We start from the raw sequence: 20,498 nt of genomic DNA, 5'->3' as shown, positions 1-20,498 counted from the left end.
TAGTCACCCGCAGGCCCCGCCAGCAACCCGAACGCCAAAAGCAGCGCCATCGTGCCAAAACCCGCCATCACCAGATAGACATAGCCCGCCTGCGCCGTGCCCTCGGCACGGTGATGCGCCATCACCAGCGCCCAAGACAAAAGCGACATCACCTCCCAGGCGACCAGAAAGGAAAAGGCATCCTGCGCCAGCAGCACCAGCGTCATCGCGCCCAGAAATGCCGGGTAGAAGGGCAGCACCCGCATCGGTTCGGCCTCGTGGCGGCCGTAGCCGATGGCGTAAAGGCTGGCGGCAGCGCCGCCCATTCCCAACACCATCAGAAAAAATGCCGAAAGCGGGTCTAGCCCCCAATGCGAGCCAAGCCACGGCACCCCAATCGGCAGCACCCGCGCCGATACCTCTGCCTGCCCGCTAAGCACCGCGACACCAACCAGCAGCAGCAGCGCGCAAAGCAGTGCGCTGGCACCGTAGATCAGCGGACGGGCAGAAGCGCTGCGGCCAAATGCGATGGCAAGCGCGCCAAGCACCAGCAATGCCGCAACCGCCAGAAGTGCAAGGTCAACCGCGCTCATCCGGCAGTCCTTCCGCAAGCGGCGGCACCTCGGGGGCGCGCAGACGCACGCCACGGCCTGCGGGCGCGCTGCTGGCGCCTTCGCCAATAAGCTCCACCCCGGCGCGGTTCAGCGCATCGACCACTTTGGTCAAACTGCCGACCCAGCCGCGCACATCGCCGCTGCTTGCTTCCATCCGCTGGATTGTGGGCACCGAAAGATCGGCCAGCGCCGCCAAAGCCTTCTGATCGATCCCGAGAAGTGCACGGGCCGCGCGAATTTGCGCCGATGAGATCACCGGGAGACTCCGCTAAATATTATCATGCCGCATGTATTATCCCGCTTAATTGATATGTCAAACGCTAAATATGAGGTTTTTGCGAGTTTTTTGGTGGGGCATCTTTCATGCGCAGCGCCGCGCCGCGCGCTACGGTCGCGCGTGCGTCGTTCGCGCGCTTTGACGCGCGCGAGGTGGCAGTTTTGCGATAGCTGACAGTGCGCCTTTAAAGCTCCGCCACAGCGATGACCTTGCGCGCGATCTCGGGCAGATCGTCGGGCGAAAGCCGTGGAACGGCGATCTCGCGGCTTTCGGGGGTTGGGTGACGCGCGCGCTGGCGGGCGTAGCGGGGGTCGTAATGCACCGCCATCAACGCCTCGGCCAGTTCTGCATGTTCACCCGCCTCGGCCAGCCGCAACCATTCGGCGATGGTGTCTGCCGAATAGAGGCGGCGCAGCAGGCCGATGGTTTCGGCCAGCCTGCCGGGGGCGGCCAGCGCCTCGGCATAGCTGCGCGCGGTATAATCGGCCCGCACCGCGCGCGGCACGGCAAGGCGCACGCGGGGTGCCGCGCACATCGCCGCCCAAAGGCGGCGCGGCACGGCCACATTGCCCACACGCGAGCTTTCAGCCTCGACCAGCACTGGGCGGGCGGGATCAAGGCGCGACAATGCGCGGGCTATGCGGCCTTCAAACGCTTTCTGGCTGGGTTGCCCGCCCGGCATCGCGCCAAACAGCGAGCCGCGGTGGTTGGCCAGCCCCTCAAGATCGATCACCTGCGCGCCTTGCGCCGCCGCCGCCAATAGCACCTCGGTCTTGGCGCTGCCGGTGTAGCCATCAAGCACCACCACCGGCGAGGCCACGGGTGCCTCTTGCACCGCATCGACCACCAGCCGCCGCCAGCTTTTGTAGCCCCCCGACAGAAGTGTGACCCGCCAGCCGACTTGCGCCAGAATCGCGCCGAACGAGCCTGAACGCTGCCCCCCGCGCCAGCAATAGACCAGCGGCCGCCAGCCGCCCTTCAGCCCCGCAAGTGGCCCTTCCAGATGCGCCGCAGCATTTCGCGCCACCAGTGCCGCGCCGAGTTTGCGCGCATCGAACGCTGAAACCTGCTTGTAGATGGTGCCGACACGCGCGCGCTCTTCGTTGCTTAGCACAGGCAGGTTGATCGCACCGGGTACATGATCTTCGGCAAACTCGGCGGGGCTGCGCACGTCGATGATCGTGTCGAAATCGAGCGTATCGAGATCGGAAATGGCGGTGAGTTGCAGTGTGGCAAGGGCGCGCCCGGCCGAGGGCTGCGCGTCGGATCGGTTCATGGGTGGGCTCCGCAAAGGCGCGCGCAGGCTAGGGCGCTGCGGCCCAAGGCGCAAGCCCGCCCCGGATTGTGATCGTGTCGCAGTTGACCGGCGCGGAGCAAGGGTCCATCTGATGCGGGCAGTTTCAAGGAGCGTATCGCCCATGTCCACCGCCACATTCATCGTCGAAGGTATGCATTGCGGCGCTTGCGCGGGCCGGGTCGAACGGGCGCTGGCTGCCGAACCGGGGGTGCAAAGCGCCGCCGCCAACCTGATCGCACGCTCAGCGCGGGTGGAATACGACGCCCCCGCCACGCCCGAGGCGCTGGCCGCGGCGCTGGCAAAGGCGGGCTATCCGGTGGCAAGTGCCGAGGCGCGGCTGCAAGTTGAGGGCATGACCTGCGCCAGTTGCGTGGGCCGGGTGGAACGCGCGCTGACCGCCGCGCCGGGGGTGCTGAAGGCCGAGGTCAATCTGGTCACGGGCGAGGCGCGGGTTGATTACGCGGCGGGCGTGGTGGCACCATCCGAACTTGAGGCGATCGTCACCGCGGCGGGCTATCCTGCCACGGCCGCGCGCGCCGTCGAGCGCGCGCCAATGGCCGAGCGCGCCGAGGCCGAAGCCGTGACGCTGCGCCGCGATCTGGCGATTTCCGCGGCGCTGACCCTGCCGGTCTTTGTGCTGGCGATGGGTGTGCATGTCTCGCCCGCGTTTCATATGTGGGTGATGCATACGATCGGCGAGCGCACGAGCTGGATCATTCAGTTCGTGCTGACCGCGGCGGTGCTGATTGGCCCCGGTTTCCGCTTTTTGTGGCTGGGGCTGCCGGCGCTGTTTCGCGGATCGCCCGAGATGAACTCGCTGGTGGCGATGGGGTCGCTGGCGGCGTTCTTTTATTCCACGGTGGCGACCTTCATGCCGGGACTGCTGCCTGCCGATGCGCGCGAGGTCTATTTCGAGGCGGCTGCGGTGATCGTGACGCTGATCTTGCTGGGCCGCTGGCTTGAGGCGCGCGCCAAGGGGCAGGCTGGCGAGGCGATCCGGCGGCTGGTGGCTTTGCGCCCGGCCACGGCGCGGGTGGCGCGCGAGGGCGGCGCGGTGGAACTGGCGGTCGAAGAGCTTGCGGCGGGCGATATTGTATTGCTGGCACCCGGCGAGCGGGTTGCCGTGGATGGCGTCATCACCGAAGGCGAAGGCTGGATCGACGAGGCGATGTTGACGGGTGAGCCGATGCCGGTGGCGAAAGCACCCGGCGCAAGTGTCACGGGCGGCACGGTCAACGGTGCGGCGGCGCTGAGCTTTCGGGTGACCGCCACGGGTTCGGACACGGTATTGGCGCGCATCGTGGCGCTGGTTGAAGAGGCGCAGGGCGGCAAGCTGCCGGTGCAGGCGCTGGTGGACCGTGTGACGCGGGTGTTCGTGCCGGTGGTCATGGCGCTGTCGGTCACGACCTTCGTGCTCTGGATGGTATTCGCCGAGGCCCCGGCCTTGCCGCAGGCACTGGTTGCCGCGATTTCGGTGATGATCATCGCCTGCCCCTGTGCGATGGGGCTGGCAACGCCTGTCTCGATTCTGGTCGGCACCGGGCGCGGGGCAGAATTGGGCCTGCTTTACCGGCGCGGCGATGCGTTGCAGCGGTTGGCCGAGGCAGAGACGGTGGCCTTTGACAAGACCGGCACGCTGACGCTGGGCCAGCCAACGCTGACCGACCTTGTGCCGGTCGAAGGTTTTGACGCGGACGAGGTATTGCGGCTGGCGGCGGGTGCCGAGGCGCGTTCCGAACACCCGCTGGCGCACGCGATTCTGGCCGAGGCGGCTGCGCGCGGGCTTGCGCCTGCTGCGGCGCGGGGCATCAAGGCGATGCCGGGTCAGGGTCTGAGCGCCATGGTCGAGGGGCGCGCGCTGGTGTTGGGAAATGCGGCCGCTATGGCGGAAGCGGGTGCCGATGTGGCACCGATGGCGCAGGCGGGCGAGGCCTTGGCGGCGGCGGGCAAGACCCCGGTCTGGATGGCGCTTGACGGCAAGCTCGCAGCGCTGATGGCGCTGTCGGACCCGGTCAAGCCGAGTGCGGCGGCGGCAGTGGCGGCGCTGCATGGGCTGGGGCTGAAAGTGGCGCTGATTTCAGGCGACACCGAGGCCACGGCGCGCGCGGTGGCGAAGGGTTTGGGCATCGAGCGGGTGTTCGCGGGGGTGAGCCCCGAAGGCAAACTTGCGGCGCTGGAAGAGTTGCGCCGCGAGGGGCCGGTGGCCTTTGTGGGCGACGGCATCAACGATGCGCCCGCCCTTGCAGCCGCCGATATCGGGCTGGCGATCGGCACCGGCACGGATGTGGCGATCGAGGCGGCAGAGGTGGTCTTGATGCAGGGCGATCCGCAGGGCGTGGCGCGCGCCGTGCGCCTTTCGCGTGCGACGATGCGCAACATTCGCCAGAACCTGATGTGGGCCTTTGGCTATAACGTTGCGCTGATTCCAGTGGCGATGGGGGTGCTGGCACCCTTTGGGGGACCGGGGCTTTCACCGATGCTGGCGGCGGGGGCGATGGCGTTTTCTTCGGTATTCGTGGTCAGCAACGCGCTGCGGCTGCGGCGGGCGGCGAAATAGGTGCCTCCGGCGGGGATATTTGGCTGAAGCAGTTGCAGGGGGCGGGCTCAGAACGGCGGGCAGGCCTCGGGGATCAGGGCGCGGAAGGGGGCGCAGATCGGCTCCCAAGCATACCAGACGTCGGTGGCACCGATCGCCCAGTGCAGCGCAACCCATGTGTCGCCGGATTTGACGTAGAGCACCTCGATATGCGGTGTATCGACAATGTAGGGGTCGAACTCGCCGCGCGCGATCATCGGTGTCTTGAACATGTCGATCTTGCCGCCGCCGGGGCGCTGTGCTTCGAGCATGGCAAAAGCACGGTCACCCAAGAGCCGCAGATCGTTGACCACAAACTCTACCGGCGCGCCCAGCATCCATTCGGCATGGGGGCGGATCGCATCCATCAGTTGCGCGCGGGTGGCGGTGCCGCGTTCGGGTGTGACCCAGCCTTGCGCCGCCGCGCCTCCGGCCAGAACCATGCTGAATCCCACTGCCATCAAAGCCTCACGCATCACCCAGCCTCCTGATTACCGCAGCGTCATTGGGCCACCAGCGCGCGAGAACGTCAACAGAAGGCGGGCGAAGGCGCATTGACAATTCACCACCGCGCCCCCCATGTTCCGCCCCCAAAGCGCATTTTCCGTTCCATCACGAGGTAGTCATGGCCGTTGTCGTCGTCGAATCTCCAGCCAAGGCCAAGACGATCAACAAATATCTCGGTTCCGATTACACGGTGCTGGCCTCTTACGGGCACGTGCGCGACCTGCCCGCCAAGGACGGATCAGTGGACCCGGAGGCGGAGTTCGCGATGCAGTGGGAGGTGGCCCCGGAAAGCCGCAAGCATATCCGCGCCATTACCGACGCGCTGAAAAGCGACGACGAATTGATCCTTGCAACCGACCCTGACCGCGAGGGAGAGGCGATTTCGTGGCACTTGCAAGAGGTGCTGGCGAGCGCGTTGAAGAAGGGCAAGAAGGTCAGCCGTGTCACCTTCAACGCGATAACCAAGGCCGCCGTGGGCGAAGCGATGGCGCGGCCGCGGCAGGTCGACAAGGCGCTGGTCGAGGCCTATCTGGCGCGGCGCGCGCTGGACTATCTGGTGGGGTTCAACCTCAGCCCGGTGCTGTGGCGCAAACTGCCGGGGGCCAAATCGGCCGGGCGCGTGCAATCGGTCTGCCTGCGGCTGATCGTCGAGCGCGAGATGGAGATCGAAGCGTTCCGTGCCCGCGAATACTGGAGCGTGCGGGCCGATCTTGCGACCCCTGCGGGGCAGCACTACGAGGCCCGCCTGACCGTGCTGGGCGGGCGCAAGCTGGAGAAGTTCGACATTGCCAGCGCGGCCGCAGCCGACCTTGCGGTGCAAGCGGTGGCCTCGCGCGCCTTCGCGGTGAAATCGGTCGAGGCCAAGCCTGCCACGCGCAACCCTTGGGCGCCGTTCATGACCTCGACCTTGCAGCAGGAAGCGAGCCGCAAGTTCGGCATCGGTGCCAAGGCCTGTATGTCTGCGGCGCAGCGGCTTTATGAGGCCGGGCACATCACCTATATGCGAACCGATGGCATCGACATGGCGCCCGAAGCGGTGATGGCCGCGCGCGATGAGATCAAGCGCCGGTTTGGTGATGCCTATCTGCCCGCGAGCCCGCGGATGTACAAGAACAAGGCCAAGAACGCGCAGGAAGCACACGAATGCATCCGCCCGACCGATATGGCCGCTGCACCCGAATCCTTGCACCTAGAGGCCGACCAGCGCCGACTGTACGATCTGATCTGGAAGCGCACACTTGCGAGCCAGATGGAAGCGGCGCGGCTGGAGCGGACCACGGTTGATGTCGCCAGCCCCGATGGCGAGGTCGAGTTGCGCGCCACCGGTCAGGTGTTGTTGTTCGACGGGTTCCTGAAGGTCTACGATCAGGGCCGCGACGACGACGAAGGCGAGGACGGCGCGCGCCTGCCCGCCATTCAGGCCGGCGAGGTAGCCGAAAAGCACGTGATCACGCCCGAGCAACATTTTACCCAAGCACCCCCACGCTACACCGAGGCGACACTGGTGAAGCGGATGGAAGAGCTGGGGATCGGGCGGCCCTCGACCTATGCCAGCATCGTCACCACCATTCAGGACCGTGGCTATGTGACCAAAGACAAGAACCGTCTGGTGGCCGCCGATACTGGCCGCCTCGTCACGGCGTTTCTGACCAATTATTTCGGCAAATACGTCGAATACGACTTTACCGCCGACCTTGAAGACCAGCTTGACGATATCTCGGCAGGCTCGCGCGATTACAAAGAGGTTCTGGCGCGGTTCTGGCGCGATTTTGCGGCAGCGATAGCCGAAACCTCGAACCTGCGCATGAGTGAGGTGCTGGAAAAGATCGACGAAGTGCTGGCACCGCACCTTTACCCCTTGCGCGAGGATGGCGGCGACCCGCGGCTCTGCCCCTTGTGCGGCAAGGGGCGGTTGAGTATGCGCACGGCGCGGTCGGGCGGTGCCTTTATAGGCTGTTCCGGCTATCCCGAGTGCCGCTTTACCCGCCCGCTTTCGGCACCAAATGGCGAGTCTGCGGCGCTTGACGGCAAGGTGTTGGGCGAGGACGAGGGCGAGCCTGTCACGCTGCGCGCCGGGCGCTTTGGCCCCTATGTGCAAAAGGGCGAGCCGAGCGAGGAGAGCCCCAAACCGCCGCGCGCCAGCCTGCCCAAGGGCTGGGCACCCGAAAGCATCGACCTTGAACGGGCGCTGGCACTGTTGTCGCTGCCGCGACCGGTTGGAAACCACCCCGAGGATGGCGTGCTGATCGAGGCCGGGATCGGGCGTTATGGCCCCTATATCAAACATGCCTCGAGCTATGCGAACCTCAAGGACGCTGACGAGGTATTCACCATCGGCATGAACCGCGCGCTGGAAGTGCTGGCGCAAAAGGCCGCGCGCGGGCCGGGGCGCGGTGCTGCCACCGCGGCGCTGGCCAATCTTGGCGAGCATCCCGAGGGCGGCGAGGTGGTGGTGATGCCGGGGCGCTACGGGCCCTATGTGAAGTGGGGCAAGATCAACGCCACGGTGCCCGCAGGTGTCGTGCCAGAGGCGCTGACGCTGGACGAGGCGCTGCCGCTATTGGCCGAACGCGCCGCGAAAAGCGGCAAGGGCAAGACCGCCAAGCCAAAGGCGGCGGCAAAGCCGAAAGCTACAGCCAAGCCGAAGGCAGCGGCAAAACCGAAGGCGGCAGCCAAGCCGAAAGCCGCCGCAAAACCCAAGGCTGCGGCAAAGCCAAAGGCCGCCGCGAAGCCCAAAACCGCTGCAAAACCAAAGGCCGCAACCGCGCCGGAGCAGGGCTGAATCCCCTGTCCGGCGGCAAAAGGGTTGCTTTTTTAGCATAATACGTTTACGACATGTGTTGTCGGATTTGAGCTCCCTTCAGGGGTGCTTGTGTGTGTGCTGTTACCGGCGCGCGCATCCATTCGTTCTGACGCAAGCCCTGGCGCTCTGATTTAGGGCATTTGTCTGGGACCAAGCAGCCATAGGGTCAAAGGTGTATGCGGTGCATCGTTGACTGTCCTTTTTTCACCGCAACCAAGGAGACAACACATGGGGAAGCACTCCGCTTCAACTTGGCTTGCCGCCATTCTTTGCACCGTTGCAGCGCCCGCTCTGGCGCAGCAAGAGTGTGGCAAAGTATCAATTGCTGAAATGAACTGGGCCTCTGCGGGCGTTGCCGCGCAGGTCGACAAAATCATTCTCGAAGCCGGTTACGGTTGTGACGTCGAACTGGTGAGCGGCGACACGATGCCCACCTTTACCTCGATGAACGAAAAGGGCGAGCCTGACATGGCACCCGAGCTTTGGGTCAATGCCGTGCGCACCGCACTTGACGCCGCGGTTGCCGAAGAGCGCCTCGTGATCGCAGCACCGATGCTGCAAGATGGCGGCGTCGAAGGCTGGTGGATTCCGAAATACATCGCCGACGCGCACCCCGAGATTGACAGTGTCGAAGCCGCGCTGGAACGCCCCGATCTGTTCCCCGCGCCCGAAGATGCAAGCCGCGGCGCGGTGCATAACTGCCCGTCGGGGTGGAACTGCCAGATTTCGACCGAAAACCTTTTCCGCGCACTGAAAGCCGATGAAAAGGGTTTCGATCTGGTCGATACCGGTTCTGCCGCCGGGCTTGATGGCTCGATCGCGGGTGCTTACGAGCGCGAACAGGGTTGGTTCGGCTACTATTGGGCACCGACCTCGATCTTGGGTAAGTACGAGATGGTGCGCCTGCCGTTCTCGGCGACGTTCGACAAAGAGCATTGGGATGCTTGCACGGCGGTTGCCGATTGCCCCGATCCGCGCGTCAATCCTTACCCGGTGTCGGAAGTGTACACTGTCGTGACCGCTGAATTTGCCGAAAAGGCTGGCGTCGCCATGGACTACATCAAGACCCGCAAATGGGATAACCAGACCGTCGGTCAGGTGCTTGCTTGGATGGACGACAACCAAGGCACCAACGAGGATGCGGCTTACTATTTCCTCGAAAACAACCCCGATTTGTGGCATGCTTGGGTTCCCGCAGATATTGCGGCCAAGGTCGATAGCGCGCTCTGAGCGCAACGCAAGACCAAGGGGCGGGAAGCAACTTTCCCGCCCTTTTCATTCTCTCTTCCATTTTGACGCTTCGCCGTAGCGCACTTATCGAACGGCCCGAAAAAGGAAACCCTGATGGCAACCACATGCTGGGGACTGCCCGAGGCGCTCTGCGCCTTTCCCGCGATTGACAACACAACCATGCGCCAGACGCGGCAAGCCATCGACACCGGCTTTCGTGGGCTGGTGCGCGAATGGTCCGATGTAATTGACGCCGCTACGGCGCCTCTTCAAAGCTTTCTCAACGTGCTCGAGCACAGCTTTGTAGACGCACCTTGGGTGATCGTGCTGGCTGTATTGCTGGCCGTGGTCTGGGCCGCCAGCCGAAGCTGGAAAACCGTGATTGGCGCGGCGCTGGCGATGTTTGCCATCGGCTGGGTCGGGCTTTGGGAAGACACGATGGTGACGCTGGCAATGGTCACCGTTTGTACCGTATTCGCGGTTGCGCTTGGCCTGCCGGTCGGCATTTTTGCAGCACGGTCGGACCGTGTGCAAAGCGTCGTCAACCCGGTGCTCGACGTGATGCAGACCATGCCGAGCTTTGTTTATCTGATCCCGGTCGTGGTGATTTTCGGCATCGGCAAGGTGCCGGGCATGATCGCCGTGGTCATCTACGCGGTGCCGCCGATGATCCGCCTGACCAGCCTTGGCATTCGCCTTGTTGACCGCGAGGTGACAGAAGCGGCCGATGCCTTTGGCTCTTCTGCGCGCCAAAAGCTTTGGAACGTGCAACTGCCACTGGCGCTGCCGACGATCATGACCGGGGTCAACCAGACCATCATGATGTCGCTGGCGATGGTCGTGGTGGCCTCGATGGTCGGTGTCGGTGGCCTTGGCCGCAACGTGTTGCAGGCGATTAACAACCAGTTCTTCACGATTGGCTTCTTGAACGGTTTCGCACTGGTCGCGATTGCCATCATCTTTGACCGCACCAGCCAAGCCTTTGGCAAACGGCTGCAAAAACATCGGGAGGCGGGTCATGAATGAGGTAGCAAGCACGATGCAACAGGTAAGCACCAATATCGACCCCGATATCGACCCCGATCGCGAGGGCATCGAAATCCGTGATCTGTACAAGATCTTCGGACCCGACGCGAAGCGCCACATCGCTGCCGTGAAGGCCGGGATGAGCAAGGACGAGTTGAACCGCAAGTACCGCCATGTGCTGGGCTTGCAGAACATCAACCTGTCGATGCCGGGCGGCAAGATCACGGTGATCATGGGGCTTTCGGGCTCTGGCAAATCAACGTTGATCCGCCATGTCAACGGGCTGATCGAGCCGACGGTGGGCGAGGTGATCTATGACGGCGTCGATGTCTGCAAAATGTCGCCGGACGAACTTCGCAGCTTTCGGCGCTTGAAAACCGCGATGGTGTTTCAGCGCTTTGCGCTGCTGCCGCACCGAACCGTGCTAGAGAACACCCGCTACGGGCTGGATATTCAGGGCATTCCGCATTCCAAAAGCGTGCCGATGGCGCATCACTGGATCGAACGTGTCGGGCTGAAGGGCTTTGCGGGCCACTATCCCGCGCAGCTTTCGGGCGGTATGCAGCAGCGCGTGGGCCTTGCGCGGGCGCTGGCCAATGATGCCGACATCCTGCTGATGGACGAGGCGTTTTCGGCGCTCGATCCGCTGATCCGCATGGATATGCAGGCGATCTTGCTGGAATTGCAGGAAGAGCTGCACAAGACCATCGTCTTCATCACGCACGACCTCGACGAGGCGCTGCGACTGGGCGACAAGATCGCAATCCTGCGCGACGGTGCACTGGAACAGGTGGGCACCGGGCAGGACATCGTGCTTGGGCCGGCCAACGATTACATCGCCTCGTTCGTGCGCGATGTGAACCGCGGCAAGGTCGTTCAGGCTGCCACCATCGCGCGGCCGCGTGCTGAGGGCGAAGAACTGCCCGCGTTGAGTGTTCCGGGGCAAATGGTGCTGGAAAAGGTCGCACGAAAGATGACCAAGGCCGACACCTCGGTGGCCCATGTGGTCGGGCGCAAGGGCAAGTCTTTGGGCATCATCGATCTGCCGACGTTGCTGGGTGCGCTTGTTACACCCGCCACCGCCGAAGACTAAGAGTATCGGGCGGGGCCCTCCCCGCCCGCTATTCAGAAAAGCCGACGGATTGACGGAAATGACATCAGCACGCGCAGGGCGAAGGGCACATTGACCCCGGTCTGCACCGAGACCCCGCGCGCCGCATAGCCTTCGATCACCGATTGCAGACGCGCGATCAGCGTTGGGTCAAGAATCATCAATCCATTTTCGGTATCGTGCAGGAAGCTGCGCTGGTTCATGTTGGTTGAGCTGACCATCGCCAATTCTCTATCGAAGACATAGATCTTGGTGTGCAGGGTGCGCGGTGCGGGATCATAGCCGACGATCGTGAAAAGATCCGCAAACTCTTCAAAAAACAATTGGTTAAGCGCGGTGGAAAAGGCCCCGGCAGGCTCGTCTATATCCATCCGCGCGATCATGCGCACCTCGACCCCACGTGCCGCGGCGCGGAGCAGGGCCGCCTCGAGCGGTGGTGTGAGGTTCAGAAACGGCGCGGTGAACAGGACGCTTTCCTGCGAGGCGTCGATCAGATCGACAAAAAGCTGTTGCAGCGCATGGTCGTCGGCATAGGGCACAGAAACGAAGTGCCGCATCGCCTGTTTGGCCACGCCGCCCGGCGCGCTGGTCGAAAAGTTCCGCGGCTTCTGACTGTCTGCATCGCGTAGCCAGAACGCCGACATTTGCGCGACAAGCGCGCGCACCGAGGCATCGCCCGAAAACTCGATCTCGAAATCCTGATAGGGCAGAAAGAAGCTGAGCGTCAGTTGCTTGCTGGTGTCGTAGTCGCGCAGGAACGGGTAGTCGGACAGATCGCGCGGGGCGTCGAACACAAAGGGATCGTGCAGGTTGCGCCCGCCAGTGATGTAGCGCGAAAGCGCCGGGTTGCGCGCAAGGGTGGCAAACACCTTGATGTGCTGGTCGCGGTGAATCGCGTGCAGGGGGTTCTCAAACTCGGGCGCGGTGGTGCTGTCCCAACGGAAAAGTTGCAGCTGCACATTGGGGTAGCGCGCCGCGAGGTCTTCGTAAATCGCGCGGTCGCGCGGCAGCATCAGCACATCGGTCACCAGAATCCGCACCGTAGCACCTCTGGCGGCGTGGTATGCGAGCATCCGCGAGATCATGTATCCCGAATAATCGGCGCGCAGGTTCAGATAGGAAATCCAGATCACGTCCAGCTGCGGCGCGCGCGAGAAGTCGATCGGCGCAAGCGGATCGCCTGCATCAAGCGTGGCTTGCGACAGCTGCGTGCCCGTCAACGCCTCGACCTTGGCATTGAAGGCATCGCGCGCATCGCCCAAAAGCCGGGGCGTGCCCGGTGCCAGATCGCAGCTAAGCGACAGCGCGCGTGGGGCGTAATAGACGCGCTGCAATGGTGTCAGCCCCGCCGTATCGGGCAGGTTGCAGGTGTCAACTCGGGAATCCAACGCCGCAAGGGCCGGGTTCGCCCATTCCTCGCGTTCGATCTGCATCTGATAAGCGGGCGCGCCCTGAGGCTGCACCGAAAGTGTGCAGCGGCGCGTTGCCAGCGAAGGTTCCAGCCACACTTCGCCGCGCGAGCGGTGTGCAAGTGTCACGGCAAATCGCTCATCCGCCGCGAAGGACTCCACCGCGGGATCGCTGGATTGCTGGCGCACTGCCACCGCCCCGTCGCAACTGCCAGCAACCTGAAGCGGGCCATTGGCCAGTGAATAAAGCGCCACACTGATGCGCGCGGCCTCTATGCCCGAAAAGCGAAACGGTGGCGCATCGGCGGCGGGGCCGCTGGCCGATAGGTAGAGGTGTGATTGCACATGGCGCGTGGGTTCTGCGCCCTGCGCAGACAGGGTGTCATGGCTGCCGAGCTCGCTACATCCCGCCAACGAAACCACGCAGAGAAGGGAGAGCAAAAAGCGCAAACAGAGTCCTTTCATCTGCGGGACTTTTACGCAGCCGCAGGACAAGCGCAAGGCTTGGCAAGACTTCGCCCGACTCTGCCGCGGCGCGGCAATTGACTTGATGCGCGCTGCACGTCACAACTTTGCCAACCGCTATTGGGGGGAGTATCCGATGAAGAAAGTCTATGACAGTGCCTCGGCGGCGCTTGACGGGCTGCTGCACGACGGCATGTCGATTGCCGCAGGGGGCTTTGGCCTGTGCGGCATACCCGAGTTGCTGATCGCCGCCATCAAAGAGGCAGGAACGCGCGACATCACAATCGCATCGAACAACTGTGGTGTGGACGATTTCGGGCTGGGCATTCTGCTGGCGACGCGGCAGATCAAGAAGATGCAATCGTCCTATGTTGGCGAGAATGCCGAGTTCATGCGCCAGTTCCTTTCGGGTGAGCTGGAGCTGGAGTTCAACCCCCAAGGAACGCTGGCCGAACGGATGCGCGCCGGGGGCGCGGGGATTCCGGGGTTTTACACGAAAACCGGCGTGGGCACGGTGATTGCCGAGGGCAAGGAACACAAGGATTTTGGCGGCGAGACCTATATTCTCGAAACCGGGATCGTAACCGACCTTGCCATCGTCAAGGCGTGGAAGGCCGATACCTCGGGCAACCTCGTATTCCGCAAGACGGCGCGCAACTTCAACGTGCCCGCCGCCACCTGTGGCCGGGTCTGCGTGGCCGAGGTAGAGGAGATCGTGCCCGTGGGTAGCCTTGACCCCGATTGCATCCACCTACCCGGAATCTATGTGCACCGCATCATTCAGGGCGAGCACGAAAAACGCATCGAACAACGCACGGTGAGGAGCGCCTGATATGCCCTGGGATCGCAACCAACTGGCCGCGCGGGCGGCGAAGGAACTGCAAGACGGCATGTATGTGAACCTTGGCATCGGTATTCCGACGCTGGTGGCCAACTACATTCCCGAAGGCATGACGGTTACGCTGCAATCGGAAAACGGCATGCTAGGCATCGGCCCGTTTCCGATTGCAGGCGAGGAAGATGCAGACCTGATCAACGCGGGCAAGCAAACCATCAGCGAATTGCCGCACTCGGCCTATTTCGATTCTGCGCAAAGCTTTGCGATGATCCGCGGCGGCAAGATCGCCATGGCTATCCTTGGCGCGATGGAAGTGTCTGAGAAGGGCGATCTGGCCAACTGGATGATTCCCGGCAAGCTGGTGAAAGGCATGGGCGGGGCGATGGATCTGGTGGCCGGCGTGCGCCGCGTGGTCGTGGTGATGGACCACACCAACAAGCACGGCGAATCGAAGGTGCTGCACGAATGCACGCTGCCGCTTACTGGCAAGGCCTGCGTGCACCGCATCATCACCAACCTCGGTGTGTTGGACGTGGTTCCGGGCGGGCTGAAAATCGTCGAACTTGCCGACGGCGTGACCGAGGCAGAGCTGCGCAAAGCGACCGAGGCAACGATTGTTGCCTGAAATGAGGTGACAGCATCGGGGCGGCCTTTGCGGGCCGCCCTTTTTGTTGCGCGGGCACGAGAATCGTAGTCATTTTGGAAACAATTTCACAATCCTGCCCAATTTCATCGCTAAATGCGGGCAATGAACATGCAAAGCCCCCCTTCCCTGCCCGTCGCGCCACGCCATCTGCGTGACCGGCTGCTGTTGGGCGGGTTGCTGGCGCTGGTGGTGCTGGGCATCGTGGGCCTTGCCGCCGCAACCGGCTGGCGCGAGACTTGGGCGCAAATTGCTAGACTGACCGCCTTGCAGGTTGGCCTGCTGCTGGCGCTTTCGCTAGCCAACTACGCCCTGCGCGGGTTGCGCTGGCATCTTTTCGCGCGCCGCCTTGGGTTGCCGCTGCACCTGCGCGCCAACCTGCGCCACTTTGTCGGCGGCTTTGCAATGAGCGTGACACCGGGGCGCGTGGGCGAATTGGTGCGCATGCGTTGGATCCGGCGCGAAACGGGCTGGGCGTTCGAGCGGTCTGCGCCACTGGTGCTGATGGATCGCGCCTATGACCTTGTGGCAATGGCGCTGTTGCTGGGGCTGGCCGTTTCGCTGGCGGCGGGGGGCATTGCGGGGGCGTTTCCGCTGGTGGCCTTGGCAATTGGTGCGGCGGTGGTGGTTACCCGCCCGCGCCTGTTGGCAGCGGCGCTGACACTGGGTTACCGCGTCACGGGGCGCTTTGCGCGCGCCTTCGCGCGCGCCCGCGCCGCAGCACTTAGCCTTGCGCGCTTTAGCCACACGCCGACGATGCTTGCCGCACTTGGCCTTGGCCTGATTGGCTGGGCGGCTGAGGGCTATGCCTTTCATCTGTTGCTGGGCTGGATGGGGGCCGATGTCGGATTCTGGAAGGCGATTGCGATTTTTGTGTTTGCGTCACTGGCGGGTGGCCTGACCGGTGCGCCGGGGGGCTTGGGCGGCGCGGAGGCTGCAATGGTGGCCTTGCTGGTTGCCAGCGGCACACCGATGGAGGTGGCGCTTGCCGCAACTGCCGTGATCCGGGTAACAACGCTATGGTTCGCCATCGCCCTTGGGGTTGCGGTGTTTCCGCTGGCCGAGAGGGTTTCGCTGAGGGGCGCAAGATGATCTGGAAAACCACTGAATACGCAGGTTGGGGCCGTGCCCTGAAAGCCACGGGCGAAGTTGCGCGCCCCGAACGACAATCCGACCTGCTGTCGCTGCCCCCTGCCCCGGCCTACGGCCTGCGCCGCAGCTACGGCGACTCGGCGCTGAACAGCGCGGGCCGCGTGATCGACATGACGCGGCTTGACCGGCTGATTTCCTTCGACCCCGCCACCGGGCTGCTAGAGGCCGAAGCGGGTGTGCGCATCGGCGACCTTGCGGCGCGCTTTGCACCGCTTGGCTGGCTGCCCGCAGTGATGCCCGGCACGGGCTTTGCCACGATCGGCGGCTGCATCGCACAGGATGTGCACGGCAAAAACCACCACAACTCGGGCAGCTTTTGCCAGCATATCGCGCGCATGACCCTGTTGCAGCGTGGCGAACTGGTTGAGGTGACGCCCGACACGCCCGCATTCCGCGCCACCGCAGGCGGGCTGGGCCAAACCGGGGTGATCGTTTCGGCCGTGGTGCAGATGGTGCCCTGCAAGGGCGCCGCGATGATGGTGACAGAGCGCAGGGCCGAAAACTGGGACGAGCATCTGGCCTATCTCGACGCCTCGACCGCCACGCATACGGTTGGCTGGATCGACGGCACGGCGCGGGGTGCCAGCCTCGGGCGGGGCATCGTAGAAGAAGCGGAATCGAGCGCGGGTCTTGTGAAAAGCCATGTGCCGGCTGCCACCGTGCCAATGAACGCGCCGCATTTCGCGCTGTCAAAGCCGATCGTGCGGGCATTCAACGAGGCTTACTATCGCCGGGTTCCGGCGCGCGGGCGCACCAGCGTCAAGCCGGTTGGCGCCTTCTTCTTTCCGCTCGACAATATCCTTGAATGGAACCGGCTTTACGGGCGGCGGGGATTTCATCAGTTTCAATGCGTGGTGCCCTTGTCGTCCGCACCCGCGCTGCGCGCGATGTTGGAAGAGATCGCGAACTCTGGCCTTTGCTCGCCTCTGGCGGTGTTGAAGCGCATGGGGCCGGGGCGTGGGGGGTATCTGAGCTTTCCGATGGAGGGCTACACGCTTGCCATCGACTTTCCAAACCGCGACGCGGCGCGCGCGCTGATCAAACGGCTAGAAGGGCGCACCGCCGAGGCGGGCGGGCGACTGTATTTTGCTAAGGACAGCCTTGCAGAGGGCGGCGCGATGCGGGCGATGTATCCCGAACTGCCCGAGTGGCGCGAAGAAGTGCAGCGCGCCGACCCAGAGGGGCATCTGATCACCGACCTTGTGCGCAGGCTCGGGCTGAGGAGTGCAACATGACCGACCGGACTTGGATCATTCTGGGGGCGTCCTCGGCAATGGCGCGCGCCACTGCGCGCGCGCTGGCGGGCGAGGGCGCGGGGCTGTTGCTTGCGGGCCGCGATGCCGCCGATCTGGCGCTGATTGCCGCCGATTGCCAATTGCGCGGCGCGCGCTTTGCCGAGGCAGTGCACTTTGATGCGCGCGATGCTGCGGGTTTTGCCGCACTCATCGAACGCGCCAGCGCCGAGGAAGGCGAGTTGAACGCTGCGGTTTTTGTGGGCTCGATGCCCGCGCAGGCCGATATTGACGCCGACCCGGGCTTGATCGGCCATGTAGTTTCCGACAATTTCAGCGGTCCCGCAGAGTTTCTGCACCGGCTTGCGCCGCTGCTAGAGGCGCGCGGCGGCGGCAACATTGTCGGGGTGGGTTCGGTTGCGGGTGATCGCGGACGGCTGGGCAACTATTGCTATGGCGCGGCGAAGGCTGCGTTTCACACCTATCTTTCGGGCCTGCGAAACCGGCTTGGCCGGGCGGGGGTGCATGTGGTGACGGTAAAGCCCGGCTTTGTCGATACCGCGATGACATGGGGTCTGCCCGGCATGTTTCTGGTCGCATCGCCCGATGCGGTGGCCCGCGCCATTCTCAAAGCCGTGCGCAAGCGGCGCAACGTGATCTATGCGCCCTTCTTCTGGCGTTGGATCATGCTGATCATCCGCACGGTGCCCGAGCCGATCTTCAAAAAGCTGAAGATCTGAGGCTTAGCCTGCGAACCATTCCGACCACATGCCGGCTGCCCAGAACATCAGGCTGAGCACCAGCATCAGGATGCCAAGCCCCAGCTTGTCGCGCAGCGCAAACACGATCGGGTCGTAATCCTGCTTGCCGCGCCAGCCAAGCCGCACCATGCGGATCAGCCACCAGCCCATCGGCAGCATCGCGAGCCACAAAAGCCATGTGTCTGGGTAAAGCTCGCGCCCCTGTTCCGATACCGAATAGCGGAAAAAAACCAATAGCGCGGTAAAGACGCCAAGCCCTGCAACGTTCAGCAAATCCTCCCGGTCGGGGCGGCCATAGCCGCGCCCCGGCAAGCGTTCATCAGATGTAGCCAGCGTAAGCTCGGTCAGGCGCTTGACGCAGCCCAGTGTCAGGAACACCGGGAAGATGAAGATCAGCATATAGATCGAGGCTTCCACCTGCCCTGCCGCCGCGCCTGCCACAACGCGCATCGTATAAAGGGCTGCAAGGGTTGCGATATCGACCCAGCGCATCCGCTTCAATCGCAGCGAATAGGCAAGCGATGTGAGCATATAGACCACGACCACGGTCAGAAATGCGAGGTTCAGCATGGCCGCCACGCCCAGCGCAAGCGCAGCCAGCACGACGAAAGCCACCATCCCCACGCCGATCGGCACCGCGCCGGATGCAAAGGGGCGGCGGCGCTTGGTCGGGTGCAGGCGATCAGCTTCGAGGTCGAGCAGATCGTTGACGATGTAAATGGCCGATGCCGCGGCGGAAAAGGCAACAATACCCCAAAGCACCTGCACCAATGTGGCCAGATCAAAGCGATGCGAAGCGATCATCGGCAACAGCAGCAGCAGGTTCTTGACCCATTGATGCATGCGCAAGGCGCGGGCCAGCGCGCCCCACGACCAACCGCCCGGCAGATACAGCACGCTTCGCCCGCTTGCCGCCAAGGCTGCGGCGCCGCGCACTCGCCCAATCACCAGCGCGTTTTCGGCGTGTTGCCAGACCGCGAGATCGGCAGAGGAATTGCCTGCATAGTCAAAGCCGCGCTCGCCCATTTCTTGCACCAGTGCTTGCGCCTTTGCCTTGCCTTTAAGGTTCACTTCGCCATCCGAGGCGAAAATGCGGTCTGAAAACCCGTAGTCCTCGGCCAGACGCGCCACTTGGGTGACATCGGACGCCGAGGCCAGCACCACCTCGCGCCCTTCGGAGTGGCTGGCAAGCGCAAGCGCCGCGACATCGGGGTTGACCGGCAACAGATCGGTTCGCAGCGGCGCCACGCGCGCCAATGCCGCCTTCAGCCGCGCCGGATGGCGGATGTGGCGCAGGCAGGCGAGCGTTGCCAGCGGCGCGCGCCCGAGCCCGCGCCAGAACGCCTCAAGCAGCATGTCGGTTTTTAGGAACGTGCCATCCACGTCCAGCACCAGCGGGGTCACGGTTTCCTGCATCGTCATCCCCGCACCGCAAATACGCATCCGTCAGAAACCAGCTCGGGCTGGGTCAGGCACAAACCGCGCGCCAGCGCCCATGCGGCAAGCACCCGTGGCACATAGGCGCGGGTTTCGGGGTATGCTGGCACACCGCCTGCACCGCGCACCGCGTTTTCGCCCGCGTTATAGGCAGCAAGCACCAGCACCGGGTCGCGCCCAAAGGCACCCATCAACCAGTCGAGATAAGCCACACCGCCGCGAATGTTCTGCGCGGGGTGGGTGGAATCGGCCACCGAAAAGCGATCGGCGGTGGCGGGGATAAGCTGCATCAGCCCCACCGCACCCGAACGCGAAACCGCATCCGCGCGGCCACCGCTTTCGATCGCGATCACCGCCAGCGCCAGCGCGGGTGAAACCTTGGTGCCAACGGTTGCGGCGAGAATCTCGGTGCCGTGTTGCGACGCGATGTCTTGCATCTGTTGGAGCCGTGGCACCGCGGGGTCGGGCGCCGCGGCATTGCCGAGCACCGCCAGCGCGCGTTCGAACCGACCTGCACCATCGCCCAACGCGGGCGAAACCTCGGCCCAGAACCAGCCATAAGGGGTGGATGCGCCATCGGGGGCAGGCACCGTGGCCGCAGCGGGTGCGGCCGGTGGCACCGGCACCGCCGCAAGCAGCCGCGCCTGTTCTTCGGGGTCAATCTGGATGTTCAAGCGCCGCGCGCCCGGTGCGGGCACAGCAACACGTTTGAACGTGAAATCGGGATAAGGCTGCGCGGCACCATCGGCCCCGGCCTGCGTGCCGCACATCGCGGCGCAGATAGCGATCACACCTGTAAGCCGCTGCATTACCGCGGAAACCCTGCTTTGCCTCGTTTGCCTGCTTTTCTTCCTTATCCCAGAAAACGCCGCCCAACGCCAGAATTACCCGCGTAAACGCCGATTCGACGGCGGCATTGCGCAGGCGATACAGCGACTTGGCCGTAAATTGAAATGTTTGCATTTTTATTTTCGTTTATAATCAGTGTGTTGCTTGATATTCAGCCAAAGATCCGGGGCTTCCTGAAAAAGAACCATCGCCGCCAAATTCAAGCCACGATTCAAAGCGAAAACAAACCCATACCGCGACGGACGAGACCAGATGCAACAGGTCGAAGACGCCGGGGCGCGGAGTTAACCAGG

Annotated in this window: 16 protein-coding genes and 1 pseudogene; 10 read left to right on the top strand and 7 right to left on the bottom strand. The window is 63.8% G+C overall.

All coding sequences use genetic code 11. The features are described from left to right. From ABY403_RS02935 to mnmH, 3 genes and pseudogenes are all read right to left on the bottom strand, one after another. A pseudogene (locus tag ABY403_RS02935) lies at positions 1 to 572 on the bottom strand (hydrogenase 4 subunit B); the annotation flags it as partial. Then, complete coding sequence (locus tag ABY403_RS02930) at positions 559 to 849, bottom strand: helix-turn-helix domain-containing protein (RefSeq protein WP_372838588.1); 291 nt, start codon at positions 847 to 849, stop codon at positions 559 to 561. The gene ABY403_RS02930 and the pseudogene ABY403_RS02935, both read right to left, overlap by 14 nt. Positions 850 to 1,054: 205 nt before the next feature. Then, positions 1,055 to 2,146 (bottom strand): tRNA 2-selenouridine(34) synthase MnmH, encoded by a 1,092-nt coding sequence (mnmH, locus tag ABY403_RS02925; RefSeq protein WP_372838585.1) that lies wholly within the window; start codon positions 2,144 to 2,146, stop codon positions 1,055 to 1,057. Positions 2,147 to 2,288: 142 nt separating this feature from the next. Here mnmH and ABY403_RS02920 point away from each other — a divergent pair, with 142 nt between their 5' ends. Next, positions 2,289 to 4,724: a heavy metal translocating P-type ATPase gene (locus tag ABY403_RS02920; RefSeq protein WP_372838582.1), complete on the top strand. Its 2,436-nt coding sequence runs from the start codon at positions 2,289 to 2,291 to the stop codon at positions 4,722 to 4,724. A 47-nt stretch (positions 4,725 to 4,771) separates the two neighbouring features. Here the strand turns inward: ABY403_RS02920 and ABY403_RS02915 are convergent, their stop codons facing one another. After that, positions 4,772 to 5,218, bottom strand: a complete 447-nt coding sequence (locus tag ABY403_RS02915) for a hypothetical protein (RefSeq protein ID WP_372838580.1) — start codon at positions 5,216 to 5,218, stop codon at positions 4,772 to 4,774. Between the two features lie 149 nt (positions 5,219 to 5,367). On the opposite strand from ABY403_RS02915, the gene topA reads away from it, so the two are divergent. The 4 genes from topA to ABY403_RS02895 all read left to right on the top strand — a co-directional run bounded on the left by topA (position 5,368) and on the right by ABY403_RS02895 (position 11,401). After that, positions 5,368 to 8,031, top strand: a complete 2,664-nt coding sequence (topA, locus tag ABY403_RS02910) for a type I DNA topoisomerase (protein WP_372838577.1) — start codon at positions 5,368 to 5,370, stop codon at positions 8,029 to 8,031. Positions 8,032 to 8,280: 249 nt separating this feature from the next. Further along, complete coding sequence (locus ABY403_RS02905) at positions 8,281 to 9,282, top strand: ABC transporter substrate-binding protein (protein WP_372838574.1); 1,002 nt, start codon at positions 8,281 to 8,283, stop codon at positions 9,280 to 9,282. Between the two features lie 114 nt (positions 9,283 to 9,396). Beyond that, positions 9,397 to 10,308 (top strand): ABC transporter permease, encoded by a 912-nt coding sequence (locus tag ABY403_RS02900; RefSeq protein WP_372838571.1) that lies wholly within the window; start codon positions 9,397 to 9,399, stop codon positions 10,306 to 10,308. 13 nt (positions 10,309 to 10,321) lie between these two features. Further along, positions 10,322 to 11,401 carry a glycine betaine/L-proline ABC transporter ATP-binding protein gene (locus ABY403_RS02895; RefSeq protein ID WP_372838591.1) on the top strand — a complete coding sequence of 360 codons (1,080 nt, stop codon included), beginning with the start codon at positions 10,322 to 10,324 and terminating at the stop codon, positions 11,399 to 11,401. Between the two features lie 32 nt (positions 11,402 to 11,433). Here ABY403_RS02895 and ABY403_RS02890 read toward each other — a convergent pair whose 3' ends face one another. Then, on the bottom strand, positions 11,434 to 13,242 hold the full coding sequence (locus ABY403_RS02890; protein WP_372838569.1) for a phosphatidylserine/phosphatidylglycerophosphate/cardiolipin synthase family protein: 1,809 nt from the start codon (positions 13,240 to 13,242) through the stop codon (positions 11,434 to 11,436). 187 nt (positions 13,243 to 13,429) lie between these two features. Here ABY403_RS02890 and ABY403_RS02885 point away from each other — a divergent pair, with 187 nt between their 5' ends. From ABY403_RS02885 to ABY403_RS02865, 5 genes are all read left to right on the top strand, one after another. Then, positions 13,430 to 14,125: a CoA transferase subunit A gene (locus ABY403_RS02885; protein WP_372838567.1), complete on the top strand. Its 696-nt coding sequence runs from the start codon at positions 13,430 to 13,432 to the stop codon at positions 14,123 to 14,125. A 1-nt stretch (position 14,126) separates the two neighbouring features. After that, positions 14,127 to 14,756, top strand: a complete 630-nt coding sequence (locus ABY403_RS02880; protein WP_372838564.1) for a 3-oxoacid CoA-transferase subunit B — start codon at positions 14,127 to 14,129, stop codon at positions 14,754 to 14,756. A 129-nt stretch (positions 14,757 to 14,885) separates the two neighbouring features. Then, positions 14,886 to 15,866: a YbhN family protein gene (locus ABY403_RS02875; RefSeq protein ID WP_372838561.1), complete on the top strand. Its 981-nt coding sequence runs from the start codon at positions 14,886 to 14,888 to the stop codon at positions 15,864 to 15,866. Then, on the top strand, positions 15,863 to 17,161 hold the full coding sequence (locus ABY403_RS02870; protein ID WP_372838558.1) for an FAD-dependent oxidoreductase: 1,299 nt from the start codon (positions 15,863 to 15,865) through the stop codon (positions 17,159 to 17,161). Before ABY403_RS02875 ends, ABY403_RS02870 begins: the two co-directional genes overlap by 4 nt. Next, positions 17,158 to 17,898 (top strand): SDR family NAD(P)-dependent oxidoreductase, encoded by a 741-nt coding sequence (locus ABY403_RS02865; RefSeq protein ID WP_372838556.1) that lies wholly within the window; start codon positions 17,158 to 17,160, stop codon positions 17,896 to 17,898. Before ABY403_RS02870 ends, ABY403_RS02865 begins: the two co-directional genes overlap by 4 nt. Positions 17,899 to 17,901: 3 nt before the next feature. Here the strand turns inward: ABY403_RS02865 and ABY403_RS02860 are convergent, their stop codons facing one another. After that, the gene (locus tag ABY403_RS02860) at positions 17,902 to 19,335 is read right to left on the bottom strand and encodes a UbiA family prenyltransferase (RefSeq protein WP_372838554.1); all 1,434 of its coding nucleotides are present in this window, start codon (positions 19,333 to 19,335) and stop codon (positions 17,902 to 17,904) included. Between the two features lie 2 nt (positions 19,336 to 19,337). Continuing rightward, the gene (locus tag ABY403_RS02855; protein WP_372838552.1) at positions 19,338 to 20,165 is read right to left on the bottom strand and encodes a lytic transglycosylase domain-containing protein; all 828 of its coding nucleotides are present in this window, start codon (positions 20,163 to 20,165) and stop codon (positions 19,338 to 19,340) included. Positions 20,166 to 20,498: the final 333 nt, after the last annotated feature.

This window comes from Phaeovulum sp., assembly GCF_041596715.1.
GTDB lineage: Bacteria > Pseudomonadota > Alphaproteobacteria > Rhodobacterales > Rhodobacteraceae > UBA6213.
The sequence above is the reverse complement of the archived record's forward strand: the minus strand, read 5'-3'. Positions and strand labels throughout refer to the sequence as shown.